This window comes from Gordonia sp. PP30 (genome assembly GCF_023100845.1).
Taxonomy (GTDB): Bacteria; Actinomycetota; Actinomycetes; order Mycobacteriales; family Mycobacteriaceae; genus Gordonia.
Map to the genome: position 1 here is coordinate 2,412,478 of NZ_CP095864.1, position 16,857 is coordinate 2,429,334.

The following is a 16,857-nucleotide window of genomic DNA, read 5'->3' on the forward strand; positions in this document are numbered from 1 at the left end:
GTCGCGCGGAACCCTCGAGGGCCGGGTGTCAGGCGACGGGCTGCTTGCGGCCCGCGCGGAGATCGTCGATCTCGCGCTGGAAGTCGTCGGCCGACTCGAACGATCGGTACACCGACGCGAACCGCAGGTACGCGACCTCGTCGAGGTCGCGCAGCGGGCCGAGGATGGCCAGGCCGACCTCATTGCTGGGGATCTCGGCGGAACCGGATGCGCGCACCGTGTCCTCCACCGCCGCAGCGAGTTTCGCGAGCGCATCCTCGTCGACCTGGCGGCCCTGACAGGCGCGGCGGACGCCCTTCATCACCTTCTCGCGGCTGAAGGGCTCGGATACACCGTTGCGCTTGACCACGGCGAGCACCGCCGACTCGACCGTGGTGAATCGGCGGCCGCACGCACCGCACGACCGGCGCCGCCGGATCGCCAGACCGTCGTCGGAGGCGCGCGAATCGACTACTCGGGTGTCGTCGTTCTTGCAGAACGGGCATCGCATGCCCTCAGCGTACCCGCCGCGCATCCCGATCCCACGCGCGTTCAGCGGTATGCGGGAACCACGAGCGCCTGACCCGGGCGCAGCCCGGTGCCGTCCAGCCCGTTCAGGTTCCGCACCGTGGCGATCACCGACTCGGCGGGCAGCTCGGGGGCGATCCGCTCGGCGAGCGACGACAGCGATTCCCCGCTGCGCACGTGCACGACCTGCGTCGCCGCCGGTGTCCCGGTGGCCGCGCTCTGGTAGTCGTGCCCGGCGACGCCCATCACCGCGGCGATCAGCGCCACCGCCAGCCCGGCCAGCACCCCGGCCGCCCAGCGCCGACGGCTGCCGGCGGTCCGCCGCGCCGGCGCCGAGGACGGCCGCGCGGTCGTGGCCGGAGTGTTCGAACCGGCGCTCGCCACGCCCGGGATCCGGACACGTTCCCGGCGCTCCGGGATGTTCGATCGAGCAGCGGCGGGCACCGTGCGCGGCACTCCGGTGCGGCTCTGCGGGCTGCGTCCGGTCGGCCGGCACGTCGGTGCGGCCTGCACCGCACGACGGACGCGCGTACCGACGACGATCGGAACATCGCAGGTCATGGTCACCGACGCGGCCGTTCCGGCGGCTCGGCGGTCACGGTCCTTCAGCAATGCGGTCATCGTTAACTCCCATCGTTCGTATGTTCGATGAACTCTTGTTCGACAGTTAACACCATGGGTCCGACAACCGTCCCGACACGTCGAACAATTGTTTGAGTTCTGTGACCTAGTCGACTAGATTGGGGATCACCGACGAGGAAAGGAACCTCAGATGACCGACGGACCGCAGAACACGTCGAACGTCGACCCGCTGCTGTCGACGGCGACCCTGGAGGCCTCACTGACCCAGCGCCAGCGCGAGGTCCTGGAGTACATCCGCTCGTCCGTCCGGGAGCGCGGCTACCCGCCGAGCATCCGGGAGATCGGCGAGGCCGTGGGACTCACCTCGACGTCGTCGGTCGCCCACCAACTGCGAACCCTGGAGCGGCGCGGGCTGCTCAAGCGCGATCCGCACCGGCCGCGCGCGGTGAACGTCCGCGACGACCATCGTCCCCCGCCGCCGGGCGACGCGGCCGGTGACGAGCCGGGTATGCCGTCACCGGCGTTCGTTCCGGTCCTCGGCCGCATCGCCGCCGGTGGTCCGATCCTCGCCGAGCAGGCCGTCGAGGACGTCTTCCCGCTGCCCAAGGAGCTGGTCGGCGAGGGTTCCCTGTTCCTGCTGCGGGTGGTCGGCGAGTCCATGATCGACGCCGCGATCTGCGACGGCGACTGGGTGGTGGTGCGCCAGCAGAACGTGGCCGAGCAGGGCGACATCGTCGCCGCCATGATCGACGGCGAGGCCACCGTGAAGACCTTCAAGCGGGTCGACGGTCACGTCTGGCTGATGCCCCACAACGAGCACTTCGAGCCGATCCCCGGTGACGACGCCGCCATTCTCGGCAAGGTCGTGACCGTGCTGCGGCGCATCTGATCCGGACATCCACACCGCGCCCGGCGGTCCTACAGAGCGATCGACTCCCCCGTTCGGGTCCACCGCTGGTTCTCGCAGAGATTCGACCGCACGACCTTCACGTCCGCACAGCCGGGCAGCGCCGGTAGCGCGGCCTTCATCGTCTCGATCAGCCCCTCCGGCAGGAGCGGGCTCAATGAGATCCGGTTGATCCAGCCTCGCTCGATCGGCATGTGGTGCACCGGCGGCCCGTCACCGCTCCCGAGGTGGACGATGCGGAACTCGTTCTCGTCGCGAAAACCGTGCCGTTTGACGAACGGCAGATCGTCGGCCGTCAGCCGGGAGTCGCCGGCCTCTTCCTCGATCTCGTCCAGGGTGAGGTAGCGGACCGGACCGGACGCGTAGGCCGGGTCGCCTGCGATGCCCGCCAGCAGTTTCGCTTTGCTGATCTCGAGCCGCACGCCGTCCGTGCCGCCGGCGAAGACGCCCCAGTGGTGATAGGTCTCCGTGGACTGGGTGAAGCACGCGACGCTGACGCGAGACGAACCCTTCAGTGCGCAGTAGTGATCCATGAACCCGCTGTCGTTCCGGTCGACCCAGGTGCGCGGGCTGAGCAGTGTGACGCGCTCATTCAGCAGGACGTCGATCGCGTTGGAGAGCGTCGTGTACCGCTTCAGGATCGTCGGCTCGTAGACGACGTCGCTCATCGTCAGCCGAGTACCGCCCGCGCCGCCTCCCGGGCCGAGGCCGTGCTGTCGGCGGCCACCGCGGCCTGCGCGGCCGCCCGGCACTGATCCAGGGTCACCGTGCTCAGCTTGAGCCCCACCGCGGGTGCCGCGGCCGGGGCCGACGACAGCGAGGTGACGCCGAGACCCACCAGCACGCACGCGAGCAGCGGATCGGCGGCGGCCTCGCCGCACACGCCCACCTGCTTGTCCTGCTCGGTACCGGCGGCACCCACGCGCTCGATCAGCGCGAGGACGGCGGGCTGCCAGGGATCGGTCAGCGATGCCAGTTCCGGCGACATCCGGTCGGCGGCCATCGTGTACTGGGTCAGGTCGTTGGTGCCGATGGACACGAAGTCGACCTCGGCGAGGATCTGGCCCGCCATCACCGCGGCCGACGGCACCTCGACCATCACACCCGGGATCATTCCGCGCTCGCGCACCAGCGCCGCGAACTCGCGCGCCTCGGCCACCGTGGCGATCATCGGCGCCATCACCCACGGGACCACCGTGGTGCCCTCGGCGGCCGCGGCCAGCGCCTCCAGCTGGTGCGCGCGGATCTCCGGATTCGACAGGATGATCCGGTTGCCGCGCACCCCCATCGCCGGATTCGGCTCGTCCGGGTGCGTCACGAACTTCAGCGGCTTGTCCGAGCCGGCATCGAGCGTCCGGATCACCACCTTGTCGCCGTCGAACGCGTCGATCACCTCGCGGTAGAGCGACGTCTGCTCGGCGACCGAGGGCTCGTCCGGACGGTCCAGGAAGGCCAGTTCGGTGCGGAACAGCCCGACGCCCTCGAGCACTCCGAGGTCGGCGGCCGCCCGGGCCGACACGCCGTCGGCCACGTTGGCCAGGATCAGCACCCGGTGACCGTCCGCGGTCTGTCCGGGACCGCGCCAGGCGGCTGCCGCGGCAGCGGTCTCCTTCGACGACGCGACCGCCGCGGTGACTGCCGCCTCGTCCGGGTCGAGGCCGACCACTCCGCGCTCGCCGTCGACGAAAGCCAGTGCGCCCGTGGGGATCTCGCCGAGATCGGCGATCGCCACGACGCAGGGGATGCCGAGCTGCCGCGCGATGATCGCGGTGTGGCTCGACGGTCCGCCGAGGCGGGTCGCGAGGGCGATCACCCGCTGCGGATCGAGCCCCGCGGTGTCGGCGGGCGCCAGGTCGTCGGCGCACAGGATCGACGGCCGGTCCGGCGTCGGAATGCCCGGTTCGGGCAGGCCGAGGATCTCGGCCACCACGCGGTCACGGATGTCGTTCAGATCGGTCACCCGCTCGGCCATGAGGCCGCCGAGCTTGGTGAACATCGCCGCGATCTGCTCGATCGCCGCGACCGTGGCCGCCGCCGCCGGCGTACCGCCGGCGATGAGCTTGGTCGCCGCGCCGATCCAGGCCCGGTCCTTGGCCAGCGCGGCCGTCGCCGCGAGCACTTCGGCCGAACTGCCGGTGCTCGCCGAGGCCCGCGCCGAGAACCGTTCGGCGACGGTGTTCGCCGCGGTCGTGAACCGTTCCTCTTCGGCGGAGCGCTGGGCTTCGTCGATCACCGCCGTCGCGTCGATGTCGAACTCCGGCGTCTCGGCGGGCCGGATCACCGGACCGTACGCGAGCCCGTGCACCACGGGTGTCCCCCGCACCACCGTCGTCGCCCCGAAATCCTCCGCTGCCATCGCGTCCACCTCATTCATGTGACAGAGATTACAGAAGCCGCTTGACGAGTCAACGCATACACAAGTAAACAAAGACATAACCAAACGGGATTGGGAACTCAGCCCCTCTTTCGAGGACTCTACTCAGGACGGCACGGTGTACGCGGAAGAACGCCAGCAGGCCATTGCGAGCGAAGTACGGGCGCGCGGCCGCGTCGCGGTCGCCGAGCTGGCGACCCGGTTCGACGTCACCGGCGAGACGGTGCGCCGCGACCTCGGAGTCCTCGCCGAACAGGGCGTGGTCCTGCGGGTCCACGGCGGAGCGGTGCGGCCGGACGTGATGACCGTCGGCGAGCCCGACCTCGCCCAGCGCGAGCAGTCCCGGCTCGCCGAGAAGACCGCGATCGGGGCCGCCGCGCAGCGTTTCCTCCCACCGTCCGGCGGTTCGGTGATCTTCGACGCCGGGACCACCACGCTGCGCGCCGCGCTCGCCCTGCCCGCCGACCGCGACCTGTCGGTGGTGACCAACGCCCTGCCGCTCGCCGCCCACCTGTCGACCCTGCCGCGCTGCGACGTGACCTTCGCCGGGGGCCGCGTGCGCGGCAAGACGCAGGCGACCGTCGGCGCCACCACCATCGACTTCTTCCGCGGACTGCGCGCCTCGCTCGCCTTCATCGGCACCAACGGCCTCAGTGTCGCCCACGGGCTGTCCACGCCCGATCCCGACGAGGCCGCCGCGAAACGGGCGATGATCGCGGCGGCCAATCAGGTGGTGGTCCTGGCCGACTCCTCGAAGTTCAATCGCGAGGATCTGGTGAGCTTCGGCGCGCTCTGCGACGTCGACGCCGTCGTCACCGATACCGGGATCGACGACACCTTCCTCGCCGACCTGCGAGCCCTCGACATCGAAGTGGTGATCTCATGATCGTGACCGTGACGGCCAACCCCAGCGTCGACCGCACGCTCCAGCTGCCGGGACCGCTTCAGCGCGGCGAGGTGCAGCGGGTCACCTCGGTGCGCGACCAGCCGGGCGGCAAGGGCATCAACGTCGCCCGCGTCATCGGCGAGGCCGGCCTGGACGCACTCGCCCTGCTGCCCGCCCGCGCCGGCGACACGCTGCTCGGCCAGCTCGACGAGGTGGCGCTCGACTACCGGTGCGTCTCGATCGACGGCCAGGTGCGCGTCAACCTCACCCTCGCCGAGCCGGACGGCACCACCACCAAGATCAACGACGCCGGCGTCGCCCTCACCGAGGACGGACTCGCCGAGTTCGGCGCGCTCATCACCGACGCCGCCGGCGCCGCCGAGTGGGTCGCCCTCTGCGGCTCACTGCCGCCGGGCGTCCCCGCCGACTGGTACGCCACCATGGCCGGCCGGCTGCACGCGGCAGGCCGGAAGGTGGCCGTCGACACCTCCGGGCCGCCGCTGGCCGCCGTCGCCGGCGCCCGGCCCGACCTGCTCAAACCCAATGCCTTCGAACTCGCCGAACTCACCGGGGACGACGGTGCGGCGATGGAGCAGGCGGCGCAGGACGGCGACCCGGCTCCCGCGGCCCGCGCCGCCGCCGAACTCGCGCGGCGCACCGGCGGCGCCGTCCTCACCACCCTCGGGGCGGGCGGTGCGCTACTCACCACGGCGGAGGGCACCTGGGTCGCCCGCGCCCCGCGGATCCAGGTCCGCAGCACCGTCGGCGCCGGCGACTCGTCGCTCGCCGGCTACCTGATCGCGCTGTCTCGGGGCGCCGATCCCGCCGAGTGCCTGCGCTCCGCCGTCGCCTACGGGTCCGCGGCAGCCGGGCTGCCCGGCACCACACCCCCCACACCCGATCTTCTCGACCTCACCGGCGTCGATGTCCGGCCCCTACCCTGACCGACCAGCGAAGGAAAACCCATGTCCGATCCGATCATCACGCCCGAGCTGGTCTTGCTCGACGCCGACGCGGGCGACGACGCCGAGGCGGTGATCCGCCGTCTCACCCAGACTCTCGCCGCTGCGGGACGCTGTACCGACCCCGACGAACTCGCCGGGGCCGCCCTCGAACGCGAAGCCAAATCACCGACCGGCCTGCCCGGCGGCATCGCCATCCCGCACGCCCGCGTCGACTCCGTCGGCACCGCGTCCCTCGGCATGGCGCGACTGTCGAAGAAGGTCGACTTCGGCGGACCCGACGGTCCCGCCGACATCGTCTTCCTGATCGCCGCCCCCGGCGGTGCCGGCGCCGCGCACATGAAGCTGCTCAGCTCCCTCGCCCGCGCCCTGGTGCGCCCCGAGTTCGTCACCGCGCTGCGCGAGGCCCCGGACGCGGACGCGATCGTCGAACTGGTCGGTGAGGCCGTCGCCCCACCGCCGCAGCAACCGGCGGCCACCCCCGCGCCCGCGGCGGCGGCCGCGCCCGCCGAGAAGCCCGCCGCCACCGAGGTGACGGAGACCGCGGCGGCGCCCGCCGACGACACCCTCGTCCTGGCGATCACCGCCTGTCCCACCGGTATCGCGCACACCTACATGGCCGCCGACGCGCTGAAGCTCGCGGCCGACCGCGCCGGGGTGGAGTACCAGGTGGAGACGCAGGGCTCGTCGGGCACCACGCCGTTCACGTCGGACGCGATCGCCCGCGCCGACGCCGTGATCTTCGCGACCGACGTCGGGGTGAAGGGCCGCGAGCGCTTCGCCGGGAAGCCGGTGATCGAGTCCGGCGTCAAGCGCGCCATCAACGAGCCGGACAAGATGATCGCCGAAGCCGTCGCCGCGGCGGGCAATCCGAACGCCAAGCGCGTCCCCGCGGGCGACGGCGCCGCCGCCTCCACCGGTGGTGACGAGGGCGCGAGCATCGGCATCGGCGGCCGCCTCAAGCAGGCGCTGCTGACCGGCGTCAGCTACATGATCCCGTTCGTCGCCGCCGGCGGCCTCCTGATGGCCCTCGGCTTCCTGTTCGGCGGTTACGAGATCGCCAACGCCAAGGTGTGTGTCCCGCAATCGCTGGTCGACGGCGACGTCACCTATCCGGCGGGCTGCGCCGGCGGCATGAACGACGCCGTGTTCTACGCGCTGCACAGTTCGCTCTGGGATCTGCCGCCGGGGGGCCTCCTCCAGTACCTGGGTGCGGTCTTCTTCGCGCTCGGCAGCCTCGCGATGGCCTTCATGGTCCCCGTGCTGGCCGGCTACATCGCCTTCGCGATCGCCGACCGCCCCGGTATCGCTCCCGGCTTCGTCGCCGGTGCCGTCGCCCTCTCGGTGAGTTCGGGCTTCATCGGCGGCCTGATCGGCGGCCTGATCGCCGGCGTCGTCGCACTCTGGTTCACCCGGCTGAATCTGCCGCGCTGGGCGGCGGGCCTGATGCCGGTGGTCGTGATTCCGCTCTTCGCCTCGCTGATCGTCGGCTGCATCATGTACATGCTGCTCGGCAAGCCGCTCGGCTGGCTCAACACGCAGATGATCGACGGCCTCAACAGCATGAGCGGCGGCTCCAAGATCGCCCTCGGCGTCGTCCTCGGCCTGATGATGTGCTTCGACCTCGGCGGCCCGGTGAACAAGGCGGCGTACTCGTTCGCCGCGCTCGGCCTCGGCACGGCCGGTGCCGGTCTGGCGCAGTGGCAGATCATGGCGGCCGTCATGGCCGCCGGCATGGTGCCCCCGCTGGCGCTGGCCCTCGCCTCGACGGTGCTGCGGCCGTCGTTGTTCACCGAGCCCGAGCGGGAGAACGGGAAGGCGGCCTGGCTGCTGGGCATCTCGTTCATCTCCGAGGGCGCCATTCCGTTCGCCGCCGCCGACCCGTTCCGGGTGATCCCGCCGATGATGCTCGGCGGCGCGGTGACCGGCGGCCTCTGCATGGCGATGAACGTGGAACTGCACGCCCCGCACGGCGGTGTCTTCGTGCTGTTCGCCATGGAGAACACCTGGTGGAAGTTCCTCATCGCGCTCGTCGTGGGCACCGTCGTCGGTGCCGTGAGCGTGGTCGCCACCAAGCAGATCAAGCGGACTCCGGCCGCCGAGGAGGCCCAGATCGAGGCCGCCGCAGCCGTTGCCTGACATCGCCGGCGCCGCAAACCCGGCGGCGCACCGCGACCGCGTACTAGGTTCGACTCATCACCTCCGGCGTGTCCGCGCCGGAAACCCATCGAAGACAGAAAGGCATTCCATGCCCAGCACCACCGTGACCGTCGGCTCCGCCGTCGGCCTGCACGCCCGCCCCGCCACCGTCATCGCCGAGGCCGCCAGCGCGCTCGGCGTGCCGGTCACCCTCGCCGTCGAGGGCGGCGAGCCGGTGGACGCCGGCAGCGCTCTGATGATCATGACCCTCGGCGCCGAGAAGGACGCCGTGGTGATCGTGGAGAGCGACGATCAGGCCGCCGTCGACCAGATCGCGGCCCTCGTCGCGAAGGATCTCGACGCCGAGTAACACCGGGCGCCCGCACGACGGCGGCGCCCTGGCGGGTCACCGGTCCTCGACGACCACGTGATCCGCCGGAGCGCCGCCGTCCGCGTCGTGTTGCTATTCTTCTAGTATGTCTACCATCGGTATTGCAGATCTCAGCCATCGCGGCTCCGAGCTGGTCCGCAAAGTCGAACAAGACCACGAAGAGTTCGGAGTCACTCGTCAAGGCCGGGACACCGGAGTCGTTCTCACCCATCGAAGCCGACTGCGGACGGTACCCACAGCGACCTGGAGCGACGTCGCGGACGTTCTCTCACGGAGCCGGCTCACCGAGCAGCAGATCGCTCAGCGACTGGATGAGATCGAGGCAGGTCGCGACGAGTCTGGGGACGTCCTTTGACATTGGTTCATCTCGATACGAACGTGTTGATCCGGGGATTCCCGAGCCGATCACCGATCGGCACGAACGATCAGACGCAGATCAGTTCGATCGTGTACGCAGAATTCCTGGAAGGTCTCAACTCACACGATCCCGCCGTGGTGATCGAGACCGGACGCCAGCTCACACTGCTCGATCGCTTGTACCAGGGCGGGGTGCCCTTCGACGGAGAAACTGCCAAGCTCTACCAGGTGCTGTCGGGTGTCGCCACCAGATCGGGACAGACGAGCAGGAAACGCCGGATCGACATGATGATCGCGGCATCTGCCATTCAGTACGGGGCAGCGCTCGCCACCTACAACGCGGCAGACTTCACCGCGCTCGGCAATGCCCTGCTGATCATCGATCTCTCCGTCGGCGACTGACGCTAGCTATCCCCCGATGACCAGGTCGGCGTATTCGGCGGCGAGCGCCTTCGGCATGCGGACCCGGACCCGGGTGCCGTCGGCGGTGTGGTCGGTGTCGAGCACGTGGGCGTGCTGGTGCAGGCGGGCGATCACCTCGCCGCGGGCGAAGGGCACCGAGAGGACGGCCTCGACGTCGCCCTGTTCCACGAACTCGGTGATCCGGGTGAAGAGCTCGTCGAGCCCCTCACCGGACCGCGCGGAGATGAAGACCGCGTCGGGGAACTCGCCGCGCAGGGCGGTCATCCGGGTGGCGTCCACGGCGTCGATCTTGTTGATGACCAGCAGTTCCGGCGGCGGGCCCGCGCCGTCGCGATCCTCCTCGGCGAAGACCTCGCCGAGAACCTGCCGGACCGCCGAGATCTGCTTCCCCGGGAAGGCGTCGGCGCCGTCGACCACGTGGATCAGCAGGTCGGCGTCGACCGCCTCCTCCAGCGTCGACCGGAACGCCTCGACCAGCTGTGTCGGCAGGTGGCGGACGAAGCCGACGGTGTCGGTGAAGACCACCTCGTGACCGTCGGCCAGCCGAGCGCGGCGGGTGGTCGGATCGAGGGTCGCGAACAGGGCGTCCTGCACCAGCACCCCGGAACCGGTCATGGCGTTGACCAGGCTCGACTTGCCCGCGTTGGTGTAGCCGACCACGGTGAGCGCGGGGACACCACCGCGTTTGCGCGCGGCCCGCTTGACGGTGCGGGCGGTCTTCATGCCCCGGATCTCCTTGCGGAGCTTGGCCATGCGCTCGCGGATGCGGCGGCGGTCGGTCTCGATCTTGGTCTCGCCCGGACCGCGCAGGCCCACGCCGCCGTTGCTGCCGGCGCGGCCGCCGGCCTGCCGGGACATCGACTCGCCCCAGCCGCGCAGACGCGGCAGCATGTACTCCATCTGCGCGAGCGAGACCTGGGCCTTGCCCTCGCGGGAGGTGGCGTGCTGGGCGAAGATGTCGAGGATCAGCGCGGTGCGGTCGATCACCTTGACCTTGACGACCTTCTCCAGCGCGGTGAGCTGCGCGGGGGTCAGTTCACCGTCGCAGATCACGGTGTCGGCGCCGGTGGCGATCACCACCTCGCGGAGTTCCTCGGCCTTACCGGAACCGAGATAGGTCGACGGGTCGGGCTTGCCGCGCCGCTGGATGAGGGCGTCGAGCACCTCCGAGCCGGCCGTCTCGGCGAGCGCGGCCAACTCGGCCATGCTCGCGCGGGCCTCGGCGACGGTGCCCGAGGTCCAGACGCCGACCAGGACCACACGTTCGAGCCGCAGTTGCCGGTATTCGACCTCGGTGATGTCGGCGAGTTCGGTGGACAGTCCGGCGACACGCTGCAGACTGGCGCGGTCGTCGAGTTGGAGTTCGCCGGTCGTCGGGGTGCTGAGTTCGTACAGTTCAGTCATATGTCATCCATGATGACTGAACACGACGCCCTCGTGCATCCGGGTTTTCTCTGGGCGCAATCACGCCGGTCGGGCGGAGCCGAGATCAGCCGTCGAGGAAGCCCTCGATCAGTTCGCCGTGGGCCACCAGCCGCGACGGTCCGCGCAGGAACGCCTCGGTCGGCGTGACGGTGACGGTGACCGCTCCACCGGGCACCGCGATACGCACGACGCCCTCGGCGCGGCCGAGACCGTGCAGGGCCGCCGCCGCCCCGGCCACCAGACCGGTACCGCACGAGCGGGTCTCCCCCACACCGCGCTCGAAGACCCGCAGGTGGGACGTGAAATCGGTGTCCCCGGACGCGGGCTGCAGTGGTGTCAGCAGTTCGACGTTGGCCCCGTGCGGGAACACCGCGGCATCGAGCACCGGCGCGGCAGTCAGGTCGAGCGCCGCCAGGCCCTCCGGGGTCAGCCCGTCGACGACGCACGCCAGGTGCGGGTTGCCGACGTCGACCGCCTCACCGCACAGCTCACGCCCGGCGATCGTGGTCGCGGCGACGCCGTCGAGCCGCGCCGGGCCCATCCCGACGGTCACCTCCGCGGCGCTCGCATCGCAGCTGTGCACGACCACCGGCCGGGCTCCCGCCCGGGAGCCGACCACGAATTCGGCCGCCTCGACCAGTCCGTAAGCCCGGCAGTAGTGCGCGAAGACGCGCACGCCGTTGCCGCACATCTCGGCGATCGAACCGTCGGCGTTGCGGTAGTCCATGAACCAGTCGTCCTCGGCGATACCGGGTGCGAGGCCGTCGAGCACCCCGGCGCGCACCAGGGCACCGGCCCGGGCGACGCGCAGCAGGCCGTCGCCGCCGAGACCGCGCTGCCGGTCGCACAGGACGGTGACCAGCTCTTCGGTCAGGTCGAGCTCGGCGTCCGGGTCGGGCAGGATCACGAAGTCGTTCTGGGTGCCGTGGCCCTTGGCGAACCGCAGTCCGGAAGTCGTCGGCGCAGGAGTCGTCACGACTGCCAGGTTACCCGGCGGTCCCCGCGTCGAGGACGGCGAGCGCGCGGCCGGCCAGCCCCGGATCGGCGGCGTCGAGCCAGTGCACCCGGTGGTCGCGGCGGAACCACGACCGCTGCCTCCGGACGTAGCGACGGGTGCCGATGAACGTCAGCTCACGGGCCTTGTCGAGGTCGTACTCGCCGTCCAGGTGGGCCAGGATGTGCGCGTAGCCGATGGCCTGGGACGCGGTCTTGCCGTCGCGGAGACCTTGCCCGCAGAGCGCCACCACCTCGTCCACGAAGCCGCCGTCGAACATCGCGTCGGTGCGCCGCGCGATGCGCTCGTCGAGGGCCGTGGTCTCCCGGTCGAGCGCGAGAATCCTCGTGCCCCACCGCGGTTCGCCGATCGTCGGGGCCGATGCGGCGAACGGCTGCCCGGTCAGCTCGACCACTTCGAGCGCCCGCACGATGCGCCGCCCGTCGGTGTCGAGGATGGTCGAGGCGGCCGCCGGGTCCACCTCGGCGAGACGGCGATGCAGTGCAAGCGCACCGATCTCGGCGAGCTGCTCCTCGAACTTCACCCGGACCCGCGGGTCGGTGGCCGGGAAGCGCCAGTCGTCGAGCAGCCCCTGGATGTACATCATCGAGCCGCCGACGATGATCGGCACCGTGCCGTCGGCCAGCAGCCGGTCGATGACGGCGGTGGCCGCCTCTTTGTATCCGGCGACCGTCGCCGTCTCGGTGACGTCGAGGACGTCGAGCAGATGGTGCAGGATGCCGCGCCGCTCGGCGACCGGCAGCTTGGCGGTGCCGATGTCCATCCCCCGGTACTGCGCCATGGCGTCGATGTTGACGATCTCGCCGCCGAGACGTTCGGCGAGGTCGAGGGCCAGGTCCGACTTGCCGCTGGCGGTCGGCCCGATGACGGCGATCGGCGCTCCGCCCATCACGCGTTCCCGGTGCCGGCGGGCCGGAACGACGCGACCGTGTAGCCCACCCCGAACGGCGCACCGCGGAAGCGCGCGTCGACGTCCCACGCGGGCCGGCCGTCGAGGAGCTGCGCCAGTGCCAGCCAGGCAGCCCGTGTACCGACGCCTTCGGCGGCGCACTCCGCCTCGCCGAGGGCGGCGAGGGTCTCCCGGTCGGCGCCCACCACGGCGTCGTCGATCCGGTTCTGCAGTTCCCATGCCGAGGCGCGTTCACCGCCCCCGGGGGCCCGAGGACTGAGCGCGTTCGCGCCGTCGGCGATCACCAGGACACCGATCGGCTCATCCGAGACCGGCCGCTCCGCGAGGGAGAGCTCGCGCACGGCGAGCCGCACGACTTCCGGCCGGCAGCATGGATCGAGGACGACCGGGTCGATGCGCACCGGCCGCGGCGACACCTGCGCACCGAGCCAGCCGGCGAGCAGCATGGACAGCGGCAACGGAGCGGGCGGTTCGATCCGGTCCGGCAGCGGCGGGTGCGGCAGGCTCACCGGCACCGGCACGCCGTAGGCGCCGAAGTCGCCGGACTGCCGGCAGTCGGGGATGCGCGGATTCACCCGGCCCCGCGCGGACGTGTCGGGGCGATCGGCGACGCCGATCGCGATCCACCGCGACGCCGCGGCCGCCAGCGAGGCTCCCGCCGCGAGCACCGCGTCACGGACCGGGACGGTGTCGTCGGCGGCCGGACCGGACAGCTCCGGCACCAGCAGGGGCGCGCTCGGAATCACCGCGATCTCAGCCAACACGGCTCCGACGGTACCGGCCGCCGGGACGGCGAGACGCGCCGGATACGGCTCTGTCGGCCCCATCGACGGCACCGAACTGTTTCAATGAACAGCGAAATGAACGAATCACCGTCGGCTCTGCCGTGTCCGCCGCCCCCGCGCGGCGCCGCACGACGCCGTCACCGCGGTGATTCCGGCGGCCGTGACGCGCGGCGCGACTGACGAAGGGCGACCCATCCGATGAGCACTCCGAACGACCAGACCCCGGCCGACGACACCGGCCAGGCCACCCCCGCTCCCCGGCCGGGCCCGCGGCCCGGACCGCGCCCGAGCGCCCCGCGCCCCGGGCCGACCCCCGGACACCGCCCCGGCCCCGTCGTCCACCACATCGAGGCCGGTGATCCCACCGCCTTCGGCCGGATCGACGACGACGGCAACGTCTGGCTCACCACGCGCGACGGCGAGCGGCAGATCGGGTCGTGGCAGGCCGGCACCCGCGAAGAGGGGATGGCGCACTTCGCGCGGAAGTTCGCCGACCTGGCGACCGAGACGGAGATCCTGGAGGAACGGCTCGACGCCCGGTCCGGTGACCCCCGCAAGACGCAGGCCGCCGCGCAGCATCTGCTGGACGAGCTGCCGTCCGCCCAGGCGATCGGCGACATCGACGCCCTCACCGCGCGGCTGGCGACGATCGTCGAGCGCGCCGGTGCGCTGACCGGAGAAGTCCGTGCCGAGCGCGATGCGGCGCGGGCGGCCGCCATCGCCCGCAAGGAGGAACTGGCCGCCGAGGCCGAGGCCATCGGCAGCGAATCGACCCAGTGGAAGGCCAGCGGCGACCGGCTCCGGGTGATCCTCGATGAGTGGAAGACCATCCGCGGCGTCGACCGCAAGACCGACGACATCCTGTGGAAGCGCTACTCGCGGGCCCGCGACGCGTTCAACCGGCGACGCGGCGCGCACTTCGCCGAACTCGATCGCGAGCGCGCCGTGGTCAAGGCCCGCAAGGAAGAGCTGATCACCGCGGCGGAGGAACTGTCGACCTCCACCGACTGGGGACCGACGGCGGCCAAGTACCGGGAACTTCTCACCCAGTGGAAGGCGGCCGGACGGGCGCCGCGCGACGCCGACGACGCGCTGTGGGCGCGGTTCAAGGCCGCCCAGGACGTGTTCTTCGCCGCCCGCAACGCGGTGCACTCCGAGCGGGACGCCGAGTTCGGGCAGAACGCCGAGGCCAAGGCCGCGCTGCTCAGCGAGTACGAGAAGACCATCGACCCGGGGTCCGGTCTGGAGGCCGCCCGGCGCGAGTTCCGGACGTTCAGGGAACGCTGGGAAGAGATCGGCAAGGTGCCACGCGAGCAGATGCATGCGCTGGAGGGCCGGGCCCGCGCCCTGGAGAAGCGCATCCGCGACGCCGAGGAGGCCGACTGGTCGCGCACCGATCCGGAGGCGCTGGCGCGTGCCGCGCAGTTCGCCGAGCGCGCCGCCAAGCTGTCCGAGCAGGCCGACAAGGCCGCGGCGGCGGGCAAGGACCGGGATGCCGCGAAGCTCCGCGAGCAGGCCGCGCAGTGGACCGAGTGGGCCGAGGCCGCCAACAGCGCCGTCGACGGCCGCTGACCGGGCCCTACCGCGACATGCGGCGGCGGAGGACCTTGGTGTTCAGCAGGCACGGCGACGGGTCGATCATCGACACGCTCAGCACTCGCCGGCGCGCGTCGTAGTCGATCCCCTCGATCTCGTAGGAGCCGGTGCAGGCAGACAGGTGCGGGACCGCGAATTCGCGGCGCACGGTGCCGCGCGCGTGTCCGGCGGGGGCGTCGTCGAGAGGGCCGTCGAGGGTGATCGAGTAGACCGCCTGCGCCGGCCGGTCGACAGCGCAGACGAGGTGCGTCGCATCGACGAAGTCGCAGCTCTGGACATCGCGCATCGGCGTGTCGAGCGCGACGGTCCCGGCCAGCGGCAGTGCCGAACCGTCGGGCCGCCCGACCGGGTTGCGGAAGACGAGGAGCCGGTCCATCGTGTCCCACTCGCCGCTCACCAGGTACCGGCCGGACGGCGAGACGGTGACGAACGAGTTGTTGGCCATCTCCCCGGGCGTCAGCCGGTGGTAGTAGCGCGACAGCCGGCCGTCCGGCTCGGTGATCGTGTACAGCTTGCGGCCGGAACCGAGTTGCTCGTAGGCGTCGTACATGCGGCCGCGAAACAGGTCACCGTCGCCGATGTGGGTCCAGCCGTCGATCGCGACCTCGGGCCGGATCGTCGTGTAGCCGCGGCCGTGCAACCGGCCCGCGGCATCCCCCGCCAGCCCCTGCGTGTATTCGAGGGTGGAGACGTCATCGATGCCGAGCAGACGCCACTCCCGCGGCGCGGCGGCCGCCCAGGGTGCGGTGACGAACGCCGCGAGCAGCAGGCTGACCGCGGTCAGCGTGTACAGGGCGCGCATCGGGAGTCGGATCACTACTCCGTCGGCCGCGATTCGCCGTCGTCGCCCCGGATCTGTTCCGGATCGGGTCGTTGCGTCCGGGCCGGGGCGCCGGAGGCACGGCGGTCACGCAGGGCGCGGTTGAAGGCCTCGTGCACCGCGGCCTGTTCGCGGCGCTCCTGTTCCAGCGCCATGTGGTAGGTGCTGCGGGCCCAGACCACGCGGGCCCAGTGGAAGGTCAGCGCGATCACCGCGATCCAGCCCAGGATGAGTCCGGCACCGGCGCCGCTCGGCGGCGCCAGACCGCCGACGCCGACGGTGTTCCGGGTCCAGATCGCGAGCATGCCGGCCACCGAGTCCACCGCGCAGCCGCAGAGCGCGACCCAGGCCACCACCCAGCGCCGGGTGAGGAGCGCGAGCATCGAGAAGCCGATGCCGAAGATCGCCAGCATCCAGACGAAGATCTGCGAGGGCAGCGAGATCCGCTGCTGGTGCGCGTGCGCGGACATGGTGAGCACATCGATGCCGCTCGCGTTGCCCGCGTGCGGCAGCACCAGCGAGACCATCACCACCAGGACCAGCGCCGCGACCACCACGGCGCGACCGCCGGGATCGATCTCCCCGGCCACCTTACGTTCGGCCTGCCGCAGATCCTTTTCGTAGGCGCGCAGGGCGTCGCGGTCGCGAGCGGCCGTCGAACGGTCCTGCGGTCCGGTGCCGGCTCCGCCGCCGCGTCCCTCGCTGGTCGATTCACTCACGACTGCTCAACTCCTATTCCTCTCGGGGACGAGTGTGTCCCCTGCTGTTGTCCCCGCAG

17 protein-coding genes are annotated in these 16,857 nt (G+C 71.3%); 7 read left to right on the top strand and 10 right to left on the bottom strand.

From position 1 onward, the window contains the following. Positions 1-28: 28 nt before the first annotated feature. Both nrdR and MYK68_RS11120 read right to left on the bottom strand, forming a co-directional pair. Positions 29-490 carry a transcriptional regulator NrdR gene (gene nrdR, locus MYK68_RS11115; protein WP_247863730.1) on the bottom strand — a complete coding sequence of 154 codons (462 nt, stop codon included), beginning with the start codon at positions 488-490 and terminating at the stop codon, positions 29-31. 41 nt (positions 491-531) lie between these two features. Next, positions 532-1,128: a LysM peptidoglycan-binding domain-containing protein gene (locus MYK68_RS11120; RefSeq protein ID WP_247863733.1), complete on the bottom strand. Its 597-nt coding sequence runs from the start codon at positions 1,126-1,128 to the stop codon at positions 532-534. A 151-nt stretch (positions 1,129-1,279) separates the two neighbouring features. On the opposite strand from MYK68_RS11120, the gene lexA reads away from it, so the two are divergent. Further along, a complete protein-coding gene (gene lexA, locus MYK68_RS11125) occupies positions 1,280-1,978 on the top strand; it encodes a transcriptional repressor LexA (RefSeq protein ID WP_247863736.1) in 699 nt (232 codons plus the stop codon). Between the two features lie 29 nt (positions 1,979-2,007). On the opposite strand, the gene MYK68_RS11130 is transcribed toward lexA, so the two are convergent. Continuing rightward, positions 2,008-2,664 (bottom strand): DUF2971 domain-containing protein, encoded by a 657-nt coding sequence (locus MYK68_RS11130; protein ID WP_247863737.1) that lies wholly within the window; start codon positions 2,662-2,664, stop codon positions 2,008-2,010. Positions 2,665-2,666: 2 nt separating this feature from the next. After that, positions 2,667-4,370 (bottom strand): phosphoenolpyruvate--protein phosphotransferase, encoded by a 1,704-nt coding sequence (locus MYK68_RS11135; protein ID WP_247863739.1) that lies wholly within the window; start codon positions 4,368-4,370, stop codon positions 2,667-2,669. A 118-nt stretch (positions 4,371-4,488) separates the two neighbouring features. On the opposite strand from MYK68_RS11135, the gene MYK68_RS11140 reads away from it, so the two are divergent. The 5 genes from MYK68_RS11140 (at position 4,489) to MYK68_RS11160 (ending at position 9,507) form a co-directional block, all read left to right on the top strand. Beyond that, positions 4,489-5,256, top strand: coding sequence for a DeoR/GlpR family DNA-binding transcription regulator (locus tag MYK68_RS11140; protein ID WP_247863741.1), 768 nt, complete (start codon positions 4,489-4,491; stop codon positions 5,254-5,256). Then, complete coding sequence (locus MYK68_RS11145) at positions 5,253-6,200, top strand: 1-phosphofructokinase family hexose kinase (RefSeq protein ID WP_247863743.1); 948 nt, start codon at positions 5,253-5,255, stop codon at positions 6,198-6,200. Before MYK68_RS11140 ends, MYK68_RS11145 begins: the two co-directional genes overlap by 4 nt. A gap of 21 nt (positions 6,201-6,221) precedes the next feature. Then, a complete protein-coding gene (locus tag MYK68_RS11150; protein WP_247863744.1) occupies positions 6,222-8,357 on the top strand; it encodes a PTS fructose transporter subunit IIABC in 2,136 nt (711 codons plus the stop codon). Positions 8,358-8,466: 109 nt separating this feature from the next. Further along, complete coding sequence (locus MYK68_RS11155) at positions 8,467-8,727, top strand: HPr family phosphocarrier protein (protein ID WP_247863746.1); 261 nt, start codon at positions 8,467-8,469, stop codon at positions 8,725-8,727. 399 nt (positions 8,728-9,126) lie between these two features. After that, on the top strand, positions 9,127-9,507 hold the full coding sequence (locus tag MYK68_RS11160; protein ID WP_349306133.1) for a PIN domain-containing protein: 381 nt from the start codon (positions 9,127-9,129) through the stop codon (positions 9,505-9,507). A 6-nt stretch (positions 9,508-9,513) separates the two neighbouring features. Here the strand turns inward: MYK68_RS11160 and hflX are convergent, their stop codons facing one another. The 4 genes from hflX to MYK68_RS11180 form a co-directional block, all read right to left on the bottom strand. After that, on the bottom strand, positions 9,514-10,932 hold the full coding sequence (gene hflX / locus MYK68_RS11165; protein WP_247863748.1) for a GTPase HflX: 1,419 nt from the start codon (positions 10,930-10,932) through the stop codon (positions 9,514-9,516). 85 nt (positions 10,933-11,017) lie between these two features. Further along, the gene (dapF, locus tag MYK68_RS11170; protein WP_247863750.1) at positions 11,018-11,929 is read right to left on the bottom strand and encodes a diaminopimelate epimerase; all 912 of its coding nucleotides are present in this window, start codon (positions 11,927-11,929) and stop codon (positions 11,018-11,020) included. Between the two features lie 10 nt (positions 11,930-11,939). Then, positions 11,940-12,857: a tRNA (adenosine(37)-N6)-dimethylallyltransferase MiaA gene (gene miaA / locus MYK68_RS11175; RefSeq protein WP_247863751.1), complete on the bottom strand. Its 918-nt coding sequence runs from the start codon at positions 12,855-12,857 to the stop codon at positions 11,940-11,942. Then, a complete protein-coding gene (locus tag MYK68_RS11180; RefSeq protein ID WP_247863752.1) occupies positions 12,857-13,642 on the bottom strand; it encodes a class III extradiol ring-cleavage dioxygenase family protein in 786 nt (261 codons plus the stop codon). The genes miaA and MYK68_RS11180 overlap by 1 nt, the downstream gene beginning before the upstream one ends. A gap of 219 nt (positions 13,643-13,861) precedes the next feature. Here MYK68_RS11180 and MYK68_RS11185 point away from each other — a divergent pair, with 219 nt between their 5' ends. Then, a complete protein-coding gene (locus MYK68_RS11185; RefSeq protein ID WP_247863753.1) occupies positions 13,862-15,235 on the top strand; it encodes a DUF349 domain-containing protein in 1,374 nt (457 codons plus the stop codon). Positions 15,236-15,242: 7 nt separating this feature from the next. On the opposite strand, the gene MYK68_RS11190 is transcribed toward MYK68_RS11185, so the two are convergent. After that, positions 15,243-16,076, bottom strand: coding sequence for a hypothetical protein (locus MYK68_RS11190; RefSeq protein WP_247863757.1), 834 nt, complete (start codon positions 16,074-16,076; stop codon positions 15,243-15,245). Then, positions 16,076-16,798 carry an Rv2732c family membrane protein gene (locus tag MYK68_RS11195; protein WP_371307733.1) on the bottom strand — a complete coding sequence of 241 codons (723 nt, stop codon included), beginning with the start codon at positions 16,796-16,798 and terminating at the stop codon, positions 16,076-16,078. The genes MYK68_RS11190 and MYK68_RS11195 overlap by 1 nt, the downstream gene beginning before the upstream one ends. Between the last annotated feature and the right edge of the window lie 59 nt (positions 16,799-16,857).